21 protein-coding genes are annotated in these 20,155 nt (G+C 39.5%); 3 read left to right on the forward strand and 18 right to left on the reverse strand.

Annotated elements, in window-relative coordinates; all coding sequences use genetic code 11:
- Positions 1 to 91: 91 nt before the first annotated feature.
- The 9 genes from O1D97_RS01295 to ccoN all read right to left on the reverse strand — a co-directional run bounded on the left by O1D97_RS01295 (position 92) and on the right by ccoN (position 8,804).
- On the reverse strand, positions 92 to 1,078 hold the full coding sequence (locus O1D97_RS01295; RefSeq protein ID WP_269122105.1) for an urease accessory protein UreH domain-containing protein: 987 nt from the start codon (positions 1,076 to 1,078) through the stop codon (positions 92 to 94).
- Positions 1,078 to 1,230 carry a cbb3-type cytochrome oxidase assembly protein CcoS gene (ccoS, locus tag O1D97_RS01300; RefSeq protein WP_269122106.1) on the reverse strand — a complete coding sequence of 51 codons (153 nt, stop codon included), beginning with the start codon at positions 1,228 to 1,230 and terminating at the stop codon, positions 1,078 to 1,080. Before ccoS ends, O1D97_RS01295 begins: the two co-directional genes overlap by 1 nt.
- Positions 1,231 to 1,252: 22 nt before the next feature.
- The gene (locus O1D97_RS01305) at positions 1,253 to 3,631 is read right to left on the reverse strand and encodes a heavy metal translocating P-type ATPase (protein ID WP_269122108.1); all 2,379 of its coding nucleotides are present in this window, start codon (positions 3,629 to 3,631) and stop codon (positions 1,253 to 1,255) included.
- Positions 3,628 to 4,104: a FixH family protein gene (locus O1D97_RS01310; protein WP_269122109.1), complete on the reverse strand. Its 477-nt coding sequence runs from the start codon at positions 4,102 to 4,104 to the stop codon at positions 3,628 to 3,630. Before O1D97_RS01310 ends, O1D97_RS01305 begins: the two co-directional genes overlap by 4 nt.
- A 56-nt stretch (positions 4,105 to 4,160) precedes the next feature.
- Positions 4,161 to 5,570: a cytochrome c oxidase accessory protein CcoG gene (gene ccoG, locus O1D97_RS01315; RefSeq protein ID WP_269122111.1), complete on the reverse strand. Its 1,410-nt coding sequence runs from the start codon at positions 5,568 to 5,570 to the stop codon at positions 4,161 to 4,163.
- Positions 5,571 to 5,675: 105 nt separating this feature from the next.
- Entirely contained in the window at positions 5,676 to 6,572 is an 897-nt protein-coding gene (ccoP, locus tag O1D97_RS01320; RefSeq protein ID WP_269122112.1) for a cytochrome-c oxidase, cbb3-type subunit III, read from the reverse strand.
- A complete protein-coding gene (locus tag O1D97_RS01325; protein ID WP_269122113.1) occupies positions 6,565 to 6,744 on the reverse strand; it encodes a cbb3-type cytochrome oxidase subunit 3 in 180 nt (59 codons plus the stop codon). Before O1D97_RS01325 ends, ccoP begins: the two co-directional genes overlap by 8 nt.
- 9 nt (positions 6,745 to 6,753) lie before the next feature.
- A complete protein-coding gene (ccoO, locus tag O1D97_RS01330) occupies positions 6,754 to 7,356 on the reverse strand; it encodes a cytochrome-c oxidase, cbb3-type subunit II (protein WP_269122114.1) in 603 nt (200 codons plus the stop codon).
- Between the two features lie 11 nt (positions 7,357 to 7,367).
- Positions 7,368 to 8,804 carry a cytochrome-c oxidase, cbb3-type subunit I gene (ccoN, locus tag O1D97_RS01335; RefSeq protein WP_269122115.1) on the reverse strand — a complete coding sequence of 479 codons (1,437 nt, stop codon included), beginning with the start codon at positions 8,802 to 8,804 and terminating at the stop codon, positions 7,368 to 7,370.
- A 200-nt stretch (positions 8,805 to 9,004) separates the two neighbouring features.
- On the opposite strand from ccoN, the gene O1D97_RS01340 reads away from it, so the two are divergent.
- Together O1D97_RS01340 and tusA are read left to right on the forward strand one after the other, a co-directional pair.
- Positions 9,005 to 9,589 (forward strand): alpha/beta family hydrolase, encoded by a 585-nt coding sequence (locus O1D97_RS01340; protein WP_269122116.1) that lies wholly within the window; start codon positions 9,005 to 9,007, stop codon positions 9,587 to 9,589.
- Positions 9,590 to 9,713: 124 nt separating this feature from the next.
- Positions 9,714 to 9,947, forward strand: a complete 234-nt coding sequence (tusA, locus tag O1D97_RS01345) for a sulfurtransferase TusA (protein WP_269122118.1) — start codon at positions 9,714 to 9,716, stop codon at positions 9,945 to 9,947.
- Between the two features lie 34 nt (positions 9,948 to 9,981).
- On the opposite strand, the gene O1D97_RS19530 is transcribed toward tusA, so the two are convergent.
- The 6 genes from O1D97_RS19530 to O1D97_RS01380 form a co-directional block, all read right to left on the reverse strand.
- Positions 9,982 to 10,494 carry a sugar O-acetyltransferase gene (locus tag O1D97_RS19530; protein ID WP_330221422.1) on the reverse strand — a complete coding sequence of 171 codons (513 nt, stop codon included), beginning with the start codon at positions 10,492 to 10,494 and terminating at the stop codon, positions 9,982 to 9,984.
- An 85-nt stretch (positions 10,495 to 10,579) separates the two neighbouring features.
- Positions 10,580 to 11,530 (reverse strand): transaldolase, encoded by a 951-nt coding sequence (tal, locus tag O1D97_RS01360; protein WP_269122120.1) that lies wholly within the window; start codon positions 11,528 to 11,530, stop codon positions 10,580 to 10,582.
- Complete coding sequence (gene dusA / locus O1D97_RS01365; protein ID WP_269122121.1) at positions 11,530 to 12,579, reverse strand: tRNA dihydrouridine(20/20a) synthase DusA; 1,050 nt, start codon at positions 12,577 to 12,579, stop codon at positions 11,530 to 11,532. Before dusA ends, tal begins: the two co-directional genes overlap by 1 nt.
- Before the next feature lie 369 nt (positions 12,580 to 12,948).
- A complete protein-coding gene (locus O1D97_RS01370; RefSeq protein ID WP_269122123.1) occupies positions 12,949 to 14,832 on the reverse strand; it encodes a methyl-accepting chemotaxis protein in 1,884 nt (627 codons plus the stop codon).
- A 355-nt stretch (positions 14,833 to 15,187) separates the two neighbouring features.
- Complete coding sequence (locus O1D97_RS01375; protein WP_269122125.1) at positions 15,188 to 15,376, reverse strand: DUF6435 family protein; 189 nt, start codon at positions 15,374 to 15,376, stop codon at positions 15,188 to 15,190.
- A gap of 226 nt (positions 15,377 to 15,602) precedes the next feature.
- Positions 15,603 to 15,815, reverse strand: a complete 213-nt coding sequence (locus O1D97_RS01380) for a hypothetical protein (protein ID WP_269122126.1) — start codon at positions 15,813 to 15,815, stop codon at positions 15,603 to 15,605.
- Positions 15,816 to 16,263: 448 nt separating this feature from the next.
- Here O1D97_RS01380 and O1D97_RS01385 point away from each other — a divergent pair, with 448 nt between their 5' ends.
- A complete protein-coding gene (locus tag O1D97_RS01385) occupies positions 16,264 to 16,821 on the forward strand; it encodes a YaeQ family protein (RefSeq protein ID WP_269122128.1) in 558 nt (185 codons plus the stop codon).
- A 90-nt stretch (positions 16,822 to 16,911) separates the two neighbouring features.
- On the opposite strand, the gene O1D97_RS01390 is transcribed toward O1D97_RS01385, so the two are convergent.
- The 3 genes from O1D97_RS01390 to O1D97_RS01400 all read right to left on the reverse strand — a co-directional run bounded on the left by O1D97_RS01390 (position 16,912) and on the right by O1D97_RS01400 (position 20,138).
- Entirely contained in the window at positions 16,912 to 17,652 is a 741-nt protein-coding gene (locus tag O1D97_RS01390) for a dienelactone hydrolase family protein (protein ID WP_269122130.1), read from the reverse strand.
- A 133-nt stretch (positions 17,653 to 17,785) separates the two neighbouring features.
- Positions 17,786 to 18,415, reverse strand: a complete 630-nt coding sequence (locus tag O1D97_RS01395; protein WP_269122132.1) for an ATP-binding cassette domain-containing protein — start codon at positions 18,413 to 18,415, stop codon at positions 17,786 to 17,788.
- Between the two features lie 10 nt (positions 18,416 to 18,425).
- The gene (locus tag O1D97_RS01400; RefSeq protein ID WP_269122134.1) at positions 18,426 to 20,138 is read right to left on the reverse strand and encodes an ABC transporter permease; all 1,713 of its coding nucleotides are present in this window, start codon (positions 20,136 to 20,138) and stop codon (positions 18,426 to 18,428) included.
- Between the last annotated feature and the right edge of the window lie 17 nt (positions 20,139 to 20,155).

Here is a 20,155-nt window from a genome sequence, read left to right on the forward strand (position 1 = left end):
GAGAGGTAAGTTTTACCTGACCTATATCAAGGATAATAGACAAGGCAATGTTAGGTATCTAATCATCCATGATTGGAAGCCTATTTGATGATTAATTACTCTTCGTTGAATGATCGATTTCTGCATGATCCATGGTTGAGTGACCCATTTCTGCATGATTCATGGTTGAGTGATCCATTTCGGCATGATTCATGGTTGAGTTATCCATTTCTGCATGATCCATGGTTGAGTGACCCATTTCTGTATGATTCATGATTGAGTGATCCATTTCGGCATGATCCATGGTTGAGTGATCCATTTCGGCATGATCCATGGTTGAGTGATCCATTTCGGCATGATTCATGGTTGAGTGATCCATTTCTGCATGATCCATGGTTGAATGGTTCATTTGTCCGTGATTCATGCCCGCATGATGGCCTGCTGGGATGGTCCAAATACCGAAAATTACTAAGAAAATACCAGAAAGAATATCTAATTTAAATTTAACCCAGATAGATTTAAATTGTAGGGCGAAAATTCCTGTTAATAGCATGGCTGGCATAGTACCTAAACCAAATCCAACCATTAACCACAGCGCTTTCATCGGTTCGCCTGTTGACGATACCCAAAGTAAACTTGAGTAGGCTAAACCGCAAGGTAACCAGCCCCACAGGAAGCCAGCAGCCAGTGCTTTAGCAGGAGTATTGACCGGCAGAATTGATTTGGCGGCAGGGCTGACAAATTTCCAAATAAATTTACCAATAGCTTCTATTCGTAAAATCCACTTATTCAAGCCAATTAGGTAGAGGCCTGTCAGTATTAAAATGATGCCTGCGAAAGTACGTATTGGGCCGCTAAGTGCTGAGTAGAGTTCAAAAGAAAGAGAGAAAAAATAAGTCAGTATGAAGGCAAAAAAAGCATAGGAAGCGATACGGCCAACATTATACAAGAATTGAATATTGAGTTTTGCAAAAAAAGATTTTGATTGAGTCCCCATAGATAGGGTGCCCGCGATACCTCCACACATACCAAAGCAGTGCCCTGCACCAGCAAGTCCAATAAGGAATGCAGCTAAAAAACTAAAGTCCACCTGTTGCATTATTTTTCGTCCTCTTCATCATCAAATAAAATACGTTCTCCTTCCCTATCAAGGTCGTCAAATTGGTCTTTTTTTACTGCCCAGACAAAAATACCTAAACCTATGGCAACAAATAAGCCAGCAATGGGAACTAATAAATACAAACTTTCCATTTTAAGTCCTAGTTAAATATAATTATTTTGATAATCTAGTTGCGTTTAATACAACTAATAGAGAGCTTGCGGCCATTCCAATGGCGGCACTCCAAGGCGGAATTAAACCGAGTAATGCGGCTGGTAACATGATCCCGTTGTAACTGGCAGCCCAGAATAGATTTTGTTTAATAATTCGCTGACATTTTTTTGCCAGTAAGATAGCCTGATAAATTGTTGATATATCATTTGATAGTAATAGTGCATCGGCATGAGTTTTTGCGAGATCTGAGCTTTGCCCCATTGCGATAGAAGTGCTTGCACCAGCTAAACTTGGTACGTCATTTAAACCATCTCCCACCATAATCGTGCGTTTTAAATCTGCTTTTTTAGATAACCATTGCCACTTATCTTCCGGGGTCTGGTCAGTAATGAAAGCATCGAAGTCTTCCTCGCAAAGAACAGATAGGGCGGACGCTTTTGTATCGCCTGTCAGTAGACTTACAGTAAAGCCTGCATTACGTAAGTTTTGGACAGTCGATTGCGTTTCGCTACGTAGTCTGTCCTGTAGGACAATACGGCTTATAATGGCTGATTCAGTAGCGAGAAATAATGTTAAGGCATTGGGCTCAATCGATTGGTCATGCCAATCTTGACACCAATGCTGGATGAATTTCTGGTTGCCAAGACGATATTGGGCACCATCGATCTCTCCTTCAACGCCAAGGCCTGTATGATTAACAAGCTTATTGGCCTTAATGTGATTAGTTGATTGAAATGCTTTTGCGATAGGGTGTATGGAGCCTTGCTCCAATGCTGAACAAATATCAACAATGCGTTCGCTATCTATATTCGAAATGGAAACAATATCAAACTTCCCATAAGTGAGTGTACCTGTTTTATCAAACGCAATATGCTGGCATTTGGCTAAGGACTCAATAACATGGCCGCGCGTAATGACTAGGCCGTATTCCTTAAGTTTATTAGTTGCTGTAGTTAAGGCGACAGGGGTTGCAAGTGAGAGAGCACATGGACAAGTAACAACGAGCACACTGACCATAATCCAATAAGCTTGTTCTTGATCAATAAAGTACCAAGTTCCATAGGCTAGAACGGCAACTAATAGCACGCAAATAACAAAGTAGTGGGCTATTTTATCGGCTATTACCGCTATTTTAGGTTTCTCGGATAGTGCTCTTTGAGTTAGACGTTCAATGGCCGCTGCTCTTGTTTGAGTGCCGATTGCTGTTACTTTAATTTTAATTGTCTGATCGATATTAGTGGTAGATGCCGTGACAACATCCCCTATAGATTTTGCAACCGGTAAGTATTCGCCAGTTAAGCTAGATTCATCAATATTAGTATGGCCATCAACAATCACGCCATCAGTTGGTAAGCTTTCTCCTGGTGCAACTTGAATAATATCATTAAGAGTTAGTTTGGATTTTGGGTAAAGTAAAGGTTGGTCGTTTTTGCATAAAATTACCGAACTTAACTCATCATTCTTGGTATTATTTTTTAGCGACTTATGGCGTGCTCCTTCTTCTAAGAAGCGGCCTAATAAGAGGAAAAAAGTAAACATGGTAACCGAATCAAAATACACATGACCATGATCGATAAATAGCGCATACACACTACTAATGTAAGCTAAACCAATACCGATAGAAACGGGCAAGTCCATGGTGAAATGGCGGGTTTTAAGATCTCTTAAGGCGGCGTTAAAGAATGGAGAGGCGGAGAATAAAACGACGGGGGTTGAGAAACAAAAACTGGCCCACCTGAGTAGTTGTTTGTAGCTGTCTTCCATGCCTTGAATGTCACCCGCATAAAGCGCAATAGCACTCATCATTACTTGCATCATGCCGACGCCTGCAATGCCCAGTTTAATGATGGAGGATTTTCTTTTTTCTATTCTGTTCGTATCTTCGCCATCGGAGCGGTACGGCTTAAGATAATAACCTATGCTGTTAGCTGAGTGATTAATGTCATTAATATCAATTTTAGATGGGTCCCAGATGAGTGTGGCAAGTGAATTGCTCAAGTTAATGTGCATTGACACAACGCCATCTAGGGAGGAAATGTGTTTTTCTATTAGCCAAGCGCAAGCAGAGCATGTCATGCCATCAACGGATAGCTGTATATGATGTTCTTGATTGTCTATGTGTACATAGAGAGGGTAAACATCCTCATCTTTTAATAATGTAAATGCATTGGCGTATTCTTCTGTGTTGGCATTGCTCGGGTTATCGGCACTACGTGATCGGTGTCGATAGTATTGAGATAAATCTTCTCCTCTTATGAAGTCTGCTATGGCTTGGCAACCATAGCAGCAGAAGGAAACTTCTTCGTTATCAACTGTAGAGGTGATGCATAGATTTCTTGGGACAGGGTCGCCACAATGAAAGCAATCTTTTGAGTTCATAAGTTAAAGTCAAGGCTATCCGATATGGTTAAATCTAGTCGCCCCGTAATTTGCCAGCCAGAGTCAGATTCGACGGACATATTCCAGTTGCCAGATAGGGTTTTATCGAGAGTGCCTCGGTATTCGTTTTCGGAGATTTTTTGTAGCGTGACTCGGAAGTCTTTTGACGCCGTTGCAACATGGAAGAACTGAAGGTAAAGCTGTTCTTCTTTGGTGTTTTCAGTAATCAGTAAAATTTCACCAGTGAGATTGTCGATTCTAAGCTTTGCTTTAATATCAAGATCTGCGGCAAGTTGTTTGCGACCAAGTTCTTGGTTTATGCCAAGTCCTTCTTTGTAATAGTTGTCCTTTACTAGGTCTCGTGGGGAATTTAGAGCAAAATAAATCTGGAAGACAGCAACAATCATGGAACTGAGAGGGATGCTGATAACAAACCAAGGCCAAAACTGCTTATACCAAGGGGTGATTTTCACTCTAATCTCCTATAAAGAATGGCTATTCAAGGAGTATTTGAATAGCCATATACACATTATTTTGTTACAGGGCCAATAAATCGACTTTCGGTCGTTTTGCTGGCCTCGTAGCTTGGGTCAATGGATTTCACCGTAAATGAAATCGTATTTTTTTGCTCTTGTATTACATGTGGTGGAACTTGAATAGATAAAGGGATGGCGCGTACTTCACCTGAATTCACCACAAACTTCTTACGGCCAATCATATTAAGCTGATCTAAGCCTTCTACACTTAATATAAAAGTGTGCTTGCTTTGGTCCATATTAATAATTTTGACCGTATATATGTTCTCTATCATGCCACTAGGGGTTTGATTATATAGACGGTTTCTATCTTTTAAAACATCTAGTCCTAGAGGTTCCCTATCACCAACAAAAAAACTAAAGGCAATAATCATAACGAGAACAGCAATCCCATAACCAATTGCTTTTGGTCGCATTATTGTGGTTTTTTTGCCTTCTAAACGATTTTCTGTTGTATAGCTAACCAATCCACGAGCGTAGCCCATTTTGTCCATGACATCATCACAAGCATCGACGCATAAAGCGCAACCAATACATTCATATTGTAATCCATCTCGTATATCGATTCCTGCGGGGCATACGTGTACGCACTGGTTGCAATCGATACAATCTCCAAGACCGACGTCTTTTGGATTGACACCTTTCTTACGTGCTCCACGGCCTTCCCCGCGGGCTGCATCATATGAGATAACAAGCGTGTTGTTGTCAAACATAACAGATTGAAAGCGTGAGTAGGGGCACATAAAGGTACATACTTGCTCTCTCATCCAACCAGCAAATAAATAGGTTGCTCCGGTGAAAAAAGCAATCCAGAAATAAGCCCATAGGTTGGCATCAAAAGTGAAGAATTCGATGGCTAATTCTCGTACGGGGGTGAAGTAGCCAACAAAGGTCAGTCCGGTGAGCCAAGAAAACAGTATCCAAAGCGAGTGCTTGGAGAATTTTTTATAGAACTTGGATTTGCTCATAGGTTCTTTATCAAGCTTGATGCGCTGATTACGAGAACCTTCGGTTTTCTCCTCAATCCACATGAAAATCATTGTCCAGACGGTTTGTGGACAAGTGTAACCACACCAGACACGGCCAAATAAGGTGGTTAGTAGGAACAGAGCAAAAGCAGAAATGATTAAAAGGCCAGCGAGTAATACAAAATCTTGTGGCCAGAAGGTTACGCCAAAGATGTGAAACTGACGACTTGGTAAATCAAAAAATACACCCTGTCTATCATGGAAATTAATCCAAGGTGTTAGAAAGTACCCAAGCATTAATACCCACAACATTTTTGTTCGAATGCTTTGAAAAAAGCCACTAATCCGACGTGTATATATTTTCTTGCGTTTTTGATAGAGATCGTATTCAACAGTCTCTGGTTCAATATTTTTAAGAGGGATTTGATTACTCATCATAATATCCTTAGATGGAAACTTAAGAGAAACAATATGGGGAATAATACAAGAAAGAAGAGAAAAAAGGGTGTGACATGATGCCACACCCTTGAGGTTTATTGCTTATTGATTAGATAGACTATAAACATAAGATGAAACAATGTGGACCTTATCTTCGCCAAGAATTTCGTTCCATGCAGGCATTTTACCATTACGGCCATTACGAACCGTTTGCATGATGCGATCTTCAGAGCCACCGTATAACCAAATATTATCAGTTAGATTAGGTGCTCCAAATAAAGGGTTGCCTTTTGCTTCTTGGCCATGACATACGGCGCAGTTCGTATCGAATATCGCTTTACCAGAGGTAACAGCAGTAGCATCTTTCGAGCGATCACTCAAGCTAAGTACATATTGAGAAACTTGGTAAACACCTTTTTCACCTAAAGTAACACCCCATGCAGGCATTGCTGCCACTCGGCCGTGCATTATAGTAGTTTTGATGTTTTCAGCTTCGCCACCATATAGCCAATCGTTGTCTGTCAAGTTTGGGAAACCGTAACCACCAGTCGCCGCTGAACCGTGACATAAAGCACAATTGTTGGAGAAAAGACGTTGACCAATACGCATCGCTTGATCGTCTTGAGCCAATTCTTCAATCGGTGTGTTAGCAAATTGAGCAAACATAGGTCCAAATTTAGCTTCAGCTTTTGCTACATCTCGTTCGTACTCATTAATTTGAGTCCAACCTAATAAACCTTTGAAGTTACCTAGACCTGGATAAAGTGCTAAGTAGCCTAATGCAAAAAGGACTAAAAGGACATATTTCCAGTACCACCACTTCGGTAGAGGGTTGTCATATTCTTCAATGCCATCATACGAGTGACCTGTTGTTACGTTAGTGTCAGTTGTATTCTTTTGACCTTTTCTAACGCTAGCAAGTAGCCAATAGCTACCAAATATTGAGCCCAGAGTGAGAATAGTTACCCACGCGCTCCAAAAACTACTAAGTTCATTCATGAGTGTTCTTCTCCACAGGTTTCTTGCTTGGTATATCATCGTCGTCAGCAAAAGGTAAGTTTGCCGCTTCTTCGAGGCCTTTTTTACTCTTACCCAGTGTCCAAACAATGATTGCAATAATTGCAAACAAAGCTAGGACAGTTGCAATGCTGCGAAGTGTTGTAATATCCATGCTTTACCCTTATCGCTTAATAACAGTACCAAGTTGTTGAAGGTACGCAACCAAAGCGTCAATTTCACGCTTGCCACGAACGTCATCTTTAGCCGTTGTAATTGCTTCATCAGTGTAAGGTACACCGACTTTACGTAAAGCAATCATCTTGTTTGCTGTGTCATTACCATCTAGCTTGGCTTCAAATAACCAAGAGAACGCAGGCATGTTAGATTCAGGAACAACATCACGAGGGTTATACAAATGAGCTCGATGCCATTCATCACTATAACGTTGACCTACACGAGCCAGATCAGGCCCTGTACGTTTTGATCCCCAAAGAAATGGATGTTCATAAACACTTTCACCTGCAACACTATATGGGCCATAACGTTCCGTTTCAGAGCGGAAAGGGCGTATCATTTGAGAGTGACAGCCAACACAGCCTTCACGAATATAAATATCTCGTCCTTCAAGCTCAAGAGCGGCTAAAGGTTTCAAGTTAGCAACTGGAGTAGTGGTTTTTTGTTGGAAAAACAATGGAATGATTTCCACCATGGCTCCAAAACTAATGGCTACTAAGATTAATGTAATCATTAGGCCTATGTTTTTTTCAATTATTTCATGACGCATTTAATGGCCCCTTAAGCTGCTTGAGTATTCGCTTGTAGTGCATATTCTCTATCACTAGCGCGAACGGTACGGTAAGTATTATAAGACATAATTAACATGCCAGATAAGAACAAAGCACCACCTAACGCACGAACTGCCCAGCCAGGTTTACTTGCATCTACGGCTTCAACGAAACTGTAAGTTAAAGAACCGTCATCATTGAATGCGCGCCACATAAGACCCTGCATGATGCCGTTTACCCACATAGATGAAATGTATAATACCGTTCCAAGTGTTGCTAACCAGAAGTGAACATTGATTAACGTAATCGAATGCATTTCACCTGGTTTACGACCAAGGACGGCTGGTAGCATATGGTAAACAGCACCGATACTAACCATAGCAACCCAACCTAACGCACCCGCATGTACATGGCCAATAGTCCAGTCAGTGTAATGAGATAAAGCGTTAACTGTCTTAATTGCCATCATTGGGCCTTCAAAGGTAGACATACCATAGAAAGACAAGGAAACAACAAGGAAGCGTAAAATAGGATCTGTACGAAGCTTATGCCAAGCACCAGAAAGTGTCATCACACCATTGATCATACCACCCCATGATGGAGCAAGAAGAATCAAAGACATCGCCATACCAACACTTTGAGTCCAATCAGGAAGTGCTGTGTAATGAAGGTGATGAGGACCAGCCCAAATATAGATAGAAATCAATGCCCAAAAGTGAACGATAGATAACCTGTATGAGAATACAGGGCGTCCAGTTTGTTTTGGTACAAAGTAGTACATCATCCCAAGGAAGCCGGCTGTTAAGAAGAAGCCTACAGCATTGTGCCCATACCACCATTGAACCATGGCATCTACGGCACCTGCATACACAGAATAGGATTTCATCGCGGTAACGGGAATGGCTAAACTATTAAAAATATGTAGAACAGCAATGGTAATAATGAAGGCGCCATAGAACCAGTTCGCAACATAAATATGTTTCATCTTACGGTTGGTGATTGTTCCGAAGAACACAACAGCGTAGGCAACCCAAACTACTGTGATTAACAAGTCAATTGGCCATTCAAGTTCAGCATACTCTTTTACTTGGGTAAAGCCCAATGGGAGAGAAATAGCTGCAGCGACAATGACCGCCTGCCAACCCCAAAAGGTAAAGCTGGCCAAAGTGTCGGAAAATAACCTGGCTTGAGTTGTACGCTGAACAACATAATAAGACGTTGCAAATAGCGCGCTACCACCGAATCCGAAGATTACGGCATTTGTGTGTAATGGGCGTAAACGACCAAAATGAAAGTATTGAATGTCTGCGAATATGCTTGGCCATACAAGTTGTGACGCAATCAATACGCCTAACCCCATACCAACCACACCCCAAACGACCGTCATGATGGTGAATGCACGCACCACTTTGTAGTTGTAAGTTGGGTGATCAAAAGCTGTGCTCATAGTTTCTTCCACAATCCACGTTGAGTGATTGACCTTGTTATTAAATTTTCTGCCCTAATTATTTAGCTTATACCTAATGAAAAAGCCAATTAATAAGGGCACGTTCAAACTAGCACCCGTATTCTAAGTCTTTTTATCTTTTTTTTCTATTGAAGCAAGTTGTTTTTAATGGGTTTTCTTTGTCATAGGGCAATGTTTATATGCAAAAATTTTCTATTTATATGGCCCATGGCTCATCTTTAGGGCATAACTCTTCATTTTTGCTTGCTTTGTCTGCGACAATTTGTCGCAACGATTTGTTTAACTATATACCTGTTACCTTTGAGTACATGAAAGAAATTGAGCGCAGTGGTCGTCGTCGGCCTCCTTCTCGGTTTGCGGGACTAGTAGCGGAGTATACTGAGAAAGTAAACCTTGATAAGCCTTCTATATTATGTGGTAAATCATTAGGTGCTCGTGTTGCGACACAATGCACTCATCTAAATAATGTTAAAGCTGTGGTATGTTTTGGTTTTCCTTTCTACCCACAAGGGAAAAAAGAAAAGCACAGACTCAAATTTTTGGAGAATCTAAAGGTTCCTTGCCTAATCATTCAAGGAACCCGAGATCCTCTTGGAAATTATGATTGGGTTAGTCAACAGCAATTACCGGATCTGGTTACTATGAGTTGGTTTGAGGGGGCAGATCATGATTTTAAAGTGCTCAAATCAACCCGCTTAAATCAAGAGCAAGTGATAGATGAATTAGAAAAAAGAATGAGTGATTGGTTACGGACAATTGATTAAAATGATCAACAGTGAGTTTGTTCTGTGACCAATAAGCCGTTTTGACGTAGTCAGGTAAGCGACCAATGAAGTCTGTTTGCGTTATAGACGGTTTTATTTTTGATAATGATATTTAAGGATACCAATGTTATTTGATGCTGTTTTAGATGCTCAAGGATTGCTCTGCCCGGAGCCGGTTATGATGTTACATGTAGAGATGAGAAAATTAAAAGGCGGTGAAGTGCTTAAAGTGTTAGCGACTGATCCGTCAACTACTCGAGACATTCCAAAGTTCTGTCAGTTTTTGGGGCATACTCTTGAGAAAACTGAGCAAGATGAAAGCGTGTATACTTATTGGATTGTTAAGAAGCAGAAATAGCCCCTAAAAATAAAGCGATTTATAGTTAAGTCGCTTACCCATAGAATCTACTATTTTGCGGGATGTTTTTACGGACTACTGTATTTGCGCCAATAATTGCGCCTTCTCCAATCGTGACACCAGGTAAAATTTTTGCGCCGCCACCAATCCATACGTTATCTTCAATAGTGACTGTTTTAGTACAGCAATGGCCTGAGGCTCTATCAATAGGGTCTCTTGGATGATCGACGGTATAAATATGGACCGCTGGACCAAGTAGTACATTATGGCCAATTTTGATAAAGTTGCTATCTAATAGCACACAGTTAAAGTTCGCATAAAAGTTCTCTCCAACAGAAATATGAGTGCCATAATCACATTGGAATCCAGGTTCAAGCATTAATTGACCATGCTCTGAAAAGAGACGAGTAATGTGCTTTAAATTTCCTTTGCTTGGGTGTGCGTTGTATTTGGCGCAAGCTAGACGGGCTTTTTCTCGCATCAATCTAAGTGTGATATCAAGAGACGAGTAGGGTACGCCGGAAAGCATTTTTTCGTATTCTGTCATGACCAAGCCCGACTTTTTTATAGTTGTTAAAAACTTAATTATCAAAAAAAACGCCAATTAAGGCGTTTTTTTATTTTCTATTGGTTTATAGCATAGAGGCTAATTTTTCTTCCAATTTGTTTTGATCAATTGCAAAGTTACGAATGCCTTCTGACAGTTTCTCAGTTGCCATTGCATCTTGATTCATTTCCCAACGGAATTGAGTTTCCGTGATGGCTTCAGGCGCAGGAACGATAGTATCTGTAGGGATAAGTTTACGTTCTAAGGTGCCCGTATCTTTTTCTAGCTCCCCTAGTAGCGATGGTGCAATCGTCAAGCGATCACAACCGGCTAGTTGTTCGATTTCACCAAGATTACGGAAACTTGCGCCCATGACGACTGTCTTGTAACCATGTTGTTTGTAGTAATTGTAAATCTCAGTCACGGAAACAACACCAGGATCTGTTTCAGCCGTGTAATTTTCACCGGTTGATTTTTTGTACCAGTCAAGAATACGACCAACAAAAGGAGAGATTAAATACACACCAGCTTCAGCACAGGCTTTCGCTTGAGCAAAAGAGAATAGAAGCGTTAAGTTGCAATTGATGCCTTCTTTCTCAAGTTCTTCTGCCGCTTTAATACCTTCCCAGGTAGAAGCCGCTTTAATAAGAACGCGATCACGAGTTACGCCAACCGATTCATAAAGTGCAATTAACTTACGGGCTTTTTTTAATGTAGCCTCTTTGTCAAAAGAAAGGCGGGCGTCTACTTCCGTTGAGATGCGACCAGGAACTGTTTTGAGTATTTCTGCACCAACAATAACGGCTAACATGTCACCCGCATCTATGATTTGTTGTGCTTTATCATCGCTTTGTGTTTTTGCATAGGTAATGGCTTGGTCAATGAAAGGCGCGTATTCAGGGATTTGAGCCGCTTTTAGCATTAATGATGGGTTGGTTGTCGCATCTTGCGGTAAATACTCTTTAATTGCTGCGATATCACCAGTGTCCGCAACAATGGTTGTAAAAGCTTTTAATTGAGTCAGTTTATTGCTCATTAGTGCGTTTCCTTTGTTTTGTTTATTTGTTGATTTACCATGTTTATGGCGTCTATTAATACATCTATTTTAGCATCAGCTTTATGACCATTTTCTGAAAGGTAACGTCGAAATGCTTTGCCGCCGGGCTGACCAAGGAATAATCCCAAAATGTGACGAGTAATGTGCATTAATCGTTCTCCATTTGCTAACCGTCTTTCGACATACGGCATAAAGTTATCTAAGGCATCGAAACGTGACATCACTTTAGCCGGCTCTCCAAATAGCACCTGATCGACATTACTTAAAATCCATGGGTTGTGGTAAGCTTCTCGCCCAAGCATGACGCCATCAATTTTGGTGAGGTGCTCTTGACTCTCTGCCAGTGTTTTGATTCCACCATTAAGGATGATTTCTAAATCCGGAAAATCCTGCTTCAGTTTGTATACGTAATCGTATTTCAGTGGCGGAATTTCACGGTTTTGTTTTGGGCTCAACCCTGCCAAGATGGCATTACGGGCATGTACGATGAAAGTACGAATTCCAGTAGTGGCGATATCACCAACAAAATCACGAACAACAGAATAATCTTCTTGATCATCTAAGCCGATACGGTGTTTTATCGTAACCGGGATATGGGTGGCGTCTAGCATCGCTGATATGGCGTCCTTTACTTTATCTGGATGAGCCATTAGGCAGGCACCGATTAAACTATTTTGAACTCGATCACTTGGGCAACCGACATTTAAGTTGACTTCATCGTAGCCGTATTTTTCTGCCAGTTTTGCGCATTTGCTTAAAGCAACAGGATCAGCCCCGCCAAGTTGTAACGCGATGGGGTGCTCACACTCATCATATTCTAAAAAGCGAGCAGGAGAATCCCCTCGTAATAACGCACCAGTCGTAACCATTTCAGTGTATAGCAAGGTATTGGTACTGAGTGTTCTAGCAAATACACGGTAGTCTGTAGTCGTCCAATCCATCATGGGCGCAATACTGAAGCGTCTATCCACTGTATCCCTTGATATATAAGGCTTAAGGTCTTTTTTCTCTGTTGTGTCGTGTGTCATTTATGTGTTATTTTCGGTTATTTAAGGGGTTTTTAGGTGCCTAAGTGCCCCACAAGTGCCGCATTTATTCATGTGGCACTTTTAACTGTAAGGCGCGTTGAATGATTATTTTTTTATTATGTCATAAAATTACAAGGTTGGTATATGGCTAGTTTTCAAGAGCGTGAAAATAAGGATGGTACAACAACTATTCAGTCGAGAATTCGATTGAAGAAAAAAGGGAAGATAGTATTTGAAGATACTGAGTTATTTACCGGATGAGGTGCAAGAAAACGTGCAGAGCACTGGATAATCAATAGAGAAGGTTGAACTGAAAAATACCTGCCCTTCTTTTATTTGGAGAGAAGGGCAGGCATTATTCAATAAAACTTAAAACTTAAAGAAATCGACTGTCTTTTTTAAGTTTGATGCTATTTCAGTCAATTTTTGCGATCTTTCAGTATTTGCGGTAGATAAACTAAAGTTTTCTTTAGCTTTGTTAAAAATGTCATACACGCTTTTGCTTATCTCAGAAGATACTTGTGTTTGCTGTTCTGCAGCGGTAGCAATTTGATTATTTTTATCTTGAATCGATAAAATAGATTCTCTAATTGAGTCAATCGCTTTAGCCGTATTAGACGACTTATCAGATGTGCTCTTAGCGTTTGTGACATTTTCTTCCATCATAGACACGGAGGTTTTAGCTTCGCTTTGTAGGCGATTAATCATATCTTGTATTTCATTTGTACTTTCTTTAGTTCGATTTGCTAAACCTCGAACTTCATCCGCCACTACAGCAAATCCACGACCATGCTCACCGGCCCTTGCAGCCTCAATTGCTGCATTCAAAGCAAGTAAGTTTGTTTGCTCAGAAATACCATTAATTACTTCTAAAATACTTCCTATACTTTGAGTTTCTAGCTCAAGCCGATTTGTGACAATAACAACATCTTCAATGCCTCCAACTAGAGTTTGGATATTGTTATTCATTTCATTGACTAGTGTTAAACCGATATTAGAAGTGTCGGTAGCTTCTTTTGCTGAGATAGAAGCATCCAAGGCATTACGAGCGACTTCTTCTACCGTAGCCGTCATTTCTTCCATACTAGAGCTGGAGTGCTCAAGGTGATTCATTTGCTCACTGGAGCTTGTACTAATAGATTCAGCGGTTTTATTTACTTGTGAGGAGGACAGGTGGAGCTGATCAGCGGCTTCATTGATACTATGCATACTACTTTTTAAATTTTCAATCATTGTCAGTACAGAAGCATAAATACCTGTTGCGTCACTGTCAGTTGTAGAACGTTTAAAAGACAAATCGCCATGAGAAACTCGTTTTACTAAGTCTTCAATTTCGGTTGGTTCACCACCAATAGGGACATAAATAAGTTTCACAACCAAGGTATAAGTTATTAACAATGAAATCAGTATCAATATAATTGCAATGACTAAACTCTCTATAAGGTTTTCATCTGAATCCTTGTTTATATTATCGACAGAGTCCCAGGCCCATACAGACCAGTTATTGGATTGGATTTTAGTATTCCCTACGACATATTCAACGCCATCTAGTTCATAGGTATGATGAGATGATGCTTTATCTTTGTGCTGTGCATACGTTGGCCTTAGTTCAAAAAGGTTCTTACCTATGAACTCAGGCGCTTTAGCGGCCATAATAAAGCCGTCTTCTCTTAACACCCATATCTGATTATTATCAGAAAGAGAGGAGATAAATTTGGTTAATTGATCAATTGCTAGATTCACGGAGAGCACACCAATAACTTGGCTATTTCTGATTATTGGAACGGCCAAGGCCATAACCAAATGATTCTGACTGCTTGTATAGGGCTTCGTTACAATGTTTTTTTCACCCGCGAAAGTACGAACAAACCACTCTCTTTCTAATGATTTTGCATTAAAGTTTTGTATTTCACCTCCTGGTAAATAGGTTGTGCCGCTCTTGACTGCCGCATATGCCTCAAGTACACCTAATTCTTGCTGTAGATTATTTAATTCTTTCTTAAGGTTATCTAAATCAACAGTACCATCCGCATTGATAGAGATTTTGGCTGAACTGATATTTAGAGAGTCAAAGTAGCGGAGCATTCTCTGTTCAAGAGCGTTGCTGATTAAAAAAGATTTTAGGTCAAGGGAATGTTCATAATTTGATGTAGAAGATGATTTGAAGTTGAAGAAGCTAGTTAGCGATATTATTAAGATAATAACAGAAAGCATTGCCCCAATAGAGGATATGATTTTTACTTTTGCGCTCATTGACCTGCCTTAATGATAAAAATAAAAGTGTGAGGAAAGGTATACCATACTTTTTAATGTATATTCCATTCGTGTTGGATGGATGTGGATAGTGGAAAAACCAAAATATAATTTGATTATTAAAATAACTTATAAGGAAATTACTTGCATGTAAGATGTAAGAGGTTTTTTGATATGAATATATCATCTTAAGTTATTGATATTTATATGAAATAATTGGTTCTAATTTCTATTCTTCGAGTAAAAAATAGAATTCAACTGTTGATAATCCGTTTGATGTGAGTTGTTTTTTTTGTGTTTTTTTTTGTAAAAATATGATTGTTTACTAGTTGACAGCCAAATTAGAAAATAAGCATCAAAAAGAGATCGTACTTTTTTTCTCCTCCAGCAATAAAATTTCTTCGTATAATTCTTCCGCTTCAAAAGTTAATTGGGAATATTTTCTGATGTCTCCATTTCTTTGAGCTTGCATTCCTTGCTCTAGCTTAATGTCACGCATCTTATTTAATTTTTTTATAGGGTCCGTTTTAAATATAGAAAACATAAGGTATCTCATCGTTGTCGTTGTTTGCTTTTATACGGAAGAAATATAAGATTGGATTACTTTTTTTGGTTATTAAAAGCAATAAGTTTGATTGAGATAATAGAAGTTGTATTGTCGAGGAAATCGACTGGACTAACCTTGATTGAATCACTCTTTAGTCCAGTCTGGGTGCCAGTGTTAGTGGCAAGTTGTGTCAGCCGACTGAGCAGTACTCAATCGGCTTGAGTTATCCATCACTGGGTTGCTTGTGAGGCTTCATTTTATGAATAGTAAGGTTTTTATTTTCATGAGTGGTGCCTGCCAATGGACGAATTCGGCCATTGTCATGATAAAAACCAATATCTCTTAAACTATGGGCATCTAAGCTTTTTAAAGATTGCTCAGCATGTTTTTTTACGAAAAACTCTTTGATGGCGTTAATTGTGGCAATAATGATCATAAGATCTCTCCATTTAATAATAAAAGGACGGGATCAAAAGGGAATAGGTATAATATACAGATGCCGCGTTGATCCGCGGCCAAGAAATAATCTAGTACGCAGACAAAGTTGTCGCTTGTGTAGCACAGCGATTCACAGTGAATGAATTGGTAGAAGCAAGTGTGACTTGATTCAAATAATATTTGTTCATGACTTACCTCCAGACGTACTAAAATTGAGTGATAGTTGAATACTATAAACTTATAGCGGTGAGTATTTGGCCGTATTTTAATCATTAAGTCAATAAGCTTGAATGAAAAAACAAATAAAAGTGTTTTTCTGCATGTTCATTTAGTATTTTAACGAATTGAATTTATCACCTTAATATATTTTCTATATAAAGGAATTTTTGATTTGATGATTGATCGGGTCTTTTTGTGGGTTTTTGAGTTACGAGGAAAAGAGTTGCATGGCAATTAAAGCGACGGTATACAAGGCGAATGTTCAAGTAACTGATATGGATAGAAACCATTATGCAGGCTATGATTTAACAGTAGCATTGCATCCATCTGAGACAGAAGAGCGTCTAATGGTGCGTTTGTTAGCTTTTGCTCTATTAGTAGATCAAAAAGAAGGGCATGAGCAGCTAGGTTTTACAAAAGGACTAAGCACTGACGATGAACCGGATCTCTGGCAGAAAAGTTTAGCTGACGAAATACTGCTATGGGTGGATTTAGGTCAACCAGATGAAAAGCGTTTACGTAAAGCATGTGGTAGGGCTAAGCAGGTAACAATAGTTAACTACAATGATAAAAGTGACATATGGTGGGAACAAAATAAAAGTAAGGTTACACGCTTTTCAAATTTATCCATATTGCAGTTTCCTGAGAATCAAGTTATTGCTTTAGCAAAACTAAGTCAGCGTTCAATGCAGTTGAATATGACGATTCAAGACGGGGAGGTATGGGTGTCTGGTGAATTAGGTGAAGTTTCTATTACGCCTAATTATCGTTTAAAAAGTAACTGATAATAGAATTCAAAGATAGGCCTGTATCTCTTGTCTATCTTTGAATTTTCTATAATACGTTGGCTCGCTTTGCTTTATAGGGCCATATTTTTAAAGTGACAATGTTCTTAGAAATAAATTAACCGCTAATTTATAGCATTCTAAAGCAAGGGCTGGATCGTAACGATCACCTTCATCTCTCATAAAGGCGTGTTGAGCATTGAATTCCAGCCATGTAAAGTTTCTTTCGGTATCAATCAATTGTTGATAAACCTTTTGTCGACCTGTTGTCGGTACATGAGGGTCTTGCTTACCCCAGATGCAAACCAATTCCCCTTGAATGTCTTTCGTGCGACTAAAAGAGTCATTGCCTTCTTTACAAGGAAGCGTATTAGAATGAATGTCGGTCGCGTATAGACAAAAAGCGGCCTTAATGACTGGGTTTAATGCGGCTCGATAAGCTAAATGCCCACCAAGGCAAACACCCATGCTACCGAAGTTACCATTACAGTATGGCTGTTGAACAAAGTAATCGATCATGGCCTGAGTATCCGAGTCATGAGCCTCTAGATTTTTAGTAAACTTATCTGCATTGCCTTTGTCTTTCCCTTCATCATCATAGCCCAGCACAGTTCCTATAGGGTTGAGCTCGTGGAACACTTCAGGTACAAGGACAACAAAACCATGCCCAGCCATTATTGCTGCAGAACGACTAATAGGAGCGGTTTGTTGAAATATTTCTGAATAAAAAATAACACAAGGGAATTTACCGTCCGCTTGAGGTCGATAAACGCTACAGCGCATTAATCCCGTCGGCGTTTCTAAATCAATGTCATGTCTTTGAATTATCATAAAACTCTTATTTAAAATAGTTGTAATAAAATTACAATTAAACGTTAGATTGCTCAATAGGTCTAATACTATTTAAACATTAAAGGGTGAGTTTATGTCCATGCTACTGTTTTTATAGAATGATTTTGAGGTATTAACGTGTCAGTTGGACTAAAGTGCCTCCCATAGCATCAGCATCGTCTTGATCATGAGTAACCAAAATAGTGGGCAACTTTATGGTTTCGATTTGTGCTATTACAAACTCCCTTACTTCTTGTCGTAGCGCTTTATCCAATTTGCCAAATGGCTCATCAAGTAAAAGGTATTTCGGTTCAGATAAAAGTGTTCTTAACAGAGAAATACGGGCTTTTTGTCCACCGGAAAGATAGGCGGGTAAGGTGTGGGCTTTATCGGCAAGATTAAATTCAGAGAGTTTTTCTAATGCTAACTCAGCTCTTTGTTTGCCTTTTATGGTTTCTGGAATGGCAAACATGAGATTTTCGAGGTTACTTAGATGCGGAAAGAGAAGTGATTCTTGATATAAAATTCCGACGTGTCGTTTTTCAATCGGTAAGTGGCTTAATTCTTTATTGTTAAGGTTTATCTGGCCAGATGTTTTGAAAGTGTCAGCTATTGAACCTGATAAAAAGTCCAATAAAGTCGACTTTCCACAACCACTTGGACCCATGATGCTGAGAACTTCGCCCGTCGGGATTGACGCATTAAAGTTCTTGAATAAACAGGTCTCGTGCAATTGAATGGTGATATCCGTAAGTTTCAACATAATGGTGTTATTAATTTTTGATTGTGTAAGAGTGGGAATCGGAAAATCTCATGTAGAGATAGTGTTTTAACGCTAATCGAGCCGGTGTCCAAACCTTAGGGAGCCAAATTGCTAACATAAAGACAATTAAAGGGAAAAATGCCTGTATGAGTGCTAATAGGCTAACCAGTTTTCTTTCTCCTGATGAAGCGAGAGTCACGGCTTCTGTTGTTAATGTATTGATGAGGCCATTACCTGCAATTAGTGTGGGGAGATATTGGGCAATACTCACGGAGAAACCAATGGCGAAGGCACTAAATATGGGTGCTTTTAACATGGCTAATTTAATTTGCAAAAAGGACTTGTAGGGTTTATGAGTTAAGGCGCAAGCTTGAACCAGATAGTTTTGATTGAAAGCTAAATACGGGCTGTGTAAAGTCAGATACACATAAGGCAGGGTATAAAAAACATGTAATATAATGACGGATAGAAAATGGCCACTGATCCCGCTCTTAATGAACAATATTTGGATGCCAAATAGGAAACCTACTTGAGGTAGTAAAATGGGTAAATAAATTAGTCGATCAAATAGCGTCTTTTTACAAGACTGTTGTCTTTTAGCTTCTAATAAGGCAAGGCTAATGATAAGAGCGATAATGTTGCTGCTAATGGCGATCGTTAAGGTATTAAAACTCAGATCATTGAGTAATGTAATATTGCGCTCTATATTACGAAAAGACCAAGTGCTTGGAAGTATGTCTGGGAACCTCCAGCGTTTTGCAAAGGACCACAGCAATAAGATAATACTGCTTAAGATGACACTAATCAGTATGAAAAAATATAAAGATCCAAGTAGCTGAAAGAAAGACTGAGAGAGATTACTTCGATTACCTGTGGTGAGCTTTTTCTTTGAACAAAAGTAAAGTAAGCGATAAGCCAATTCCCAAATAATAAAGATCACAAAAATGAATAGCATTAAAAAGACAGCGCCAGCGGAGGCTGAAAAGCGTTCATTTAAGTCTGCATCCTTAAACCATCGAAAAATAGTCACCGCAAATGTTGATGGTGTATTGGGACCAATAATCAAAGCTAAATCAACGACAGTAAGACTGAAGGCTAAGACAATAAATACCGGTAAACGTATTAATGGGTAAATCATTGGCAATAGAATTTTTTGCCAAATAGTGGCGACATTATATCCCATGCTACGTCCGACCTTTAGAGTCTCATCTGTTTTTAATTGAGGTAAACAGGCTAAGATAACGAAAATTAAATAAGGCGTTTCTTTCACAACAAGTGCAAAGATAAGCGATAGGGTATAGGGGTCTTGAATGGTTATCCAATTTGGTGGACGTTCAAAGGTAGTGAATAGTCGTATTAGCCAGCCGCTAGGACTAAGTAGGAACAGAAGTCCAATTGCAATGGCTGCATGAGGAATCGCCAGTATAGGCGCTAAGCTTTTTCGGAAAATGGAAAGTATTTTACTATCATAAAAAGCGGCAACTACAGAAAAGGCAATCATTAAGGATAGGAATGTGGCCGTTACACCGCTTATGAGGGTGAGTATGATACTGCTTATAAACTCGGGTGCTAGAAACAGCTCTTTCCAAGGGTCCAACGAAATTTCGTTCGCACCAATGGCGGGCAAGTAATGAAAAGCTGGAGCAATAATCCCCAAAATACCGATTAGCATAAAAACACTGATGCTTAACACGATAATAAAATTGACCAGCTTCAATGACATTACATTGCCTTCTTAGA

The sequence above is a fragment of the Marinomonas phaeophyticola genome, from assembly GCF_026966905.1.
GTDB classification, from domain to species: Bacteria; Pseudomonadota; Gammaproteobacteria; order Pseudomonadales; family Marinomonadaceae; genus Marinomonas; species Marinomonas phaeophyticola.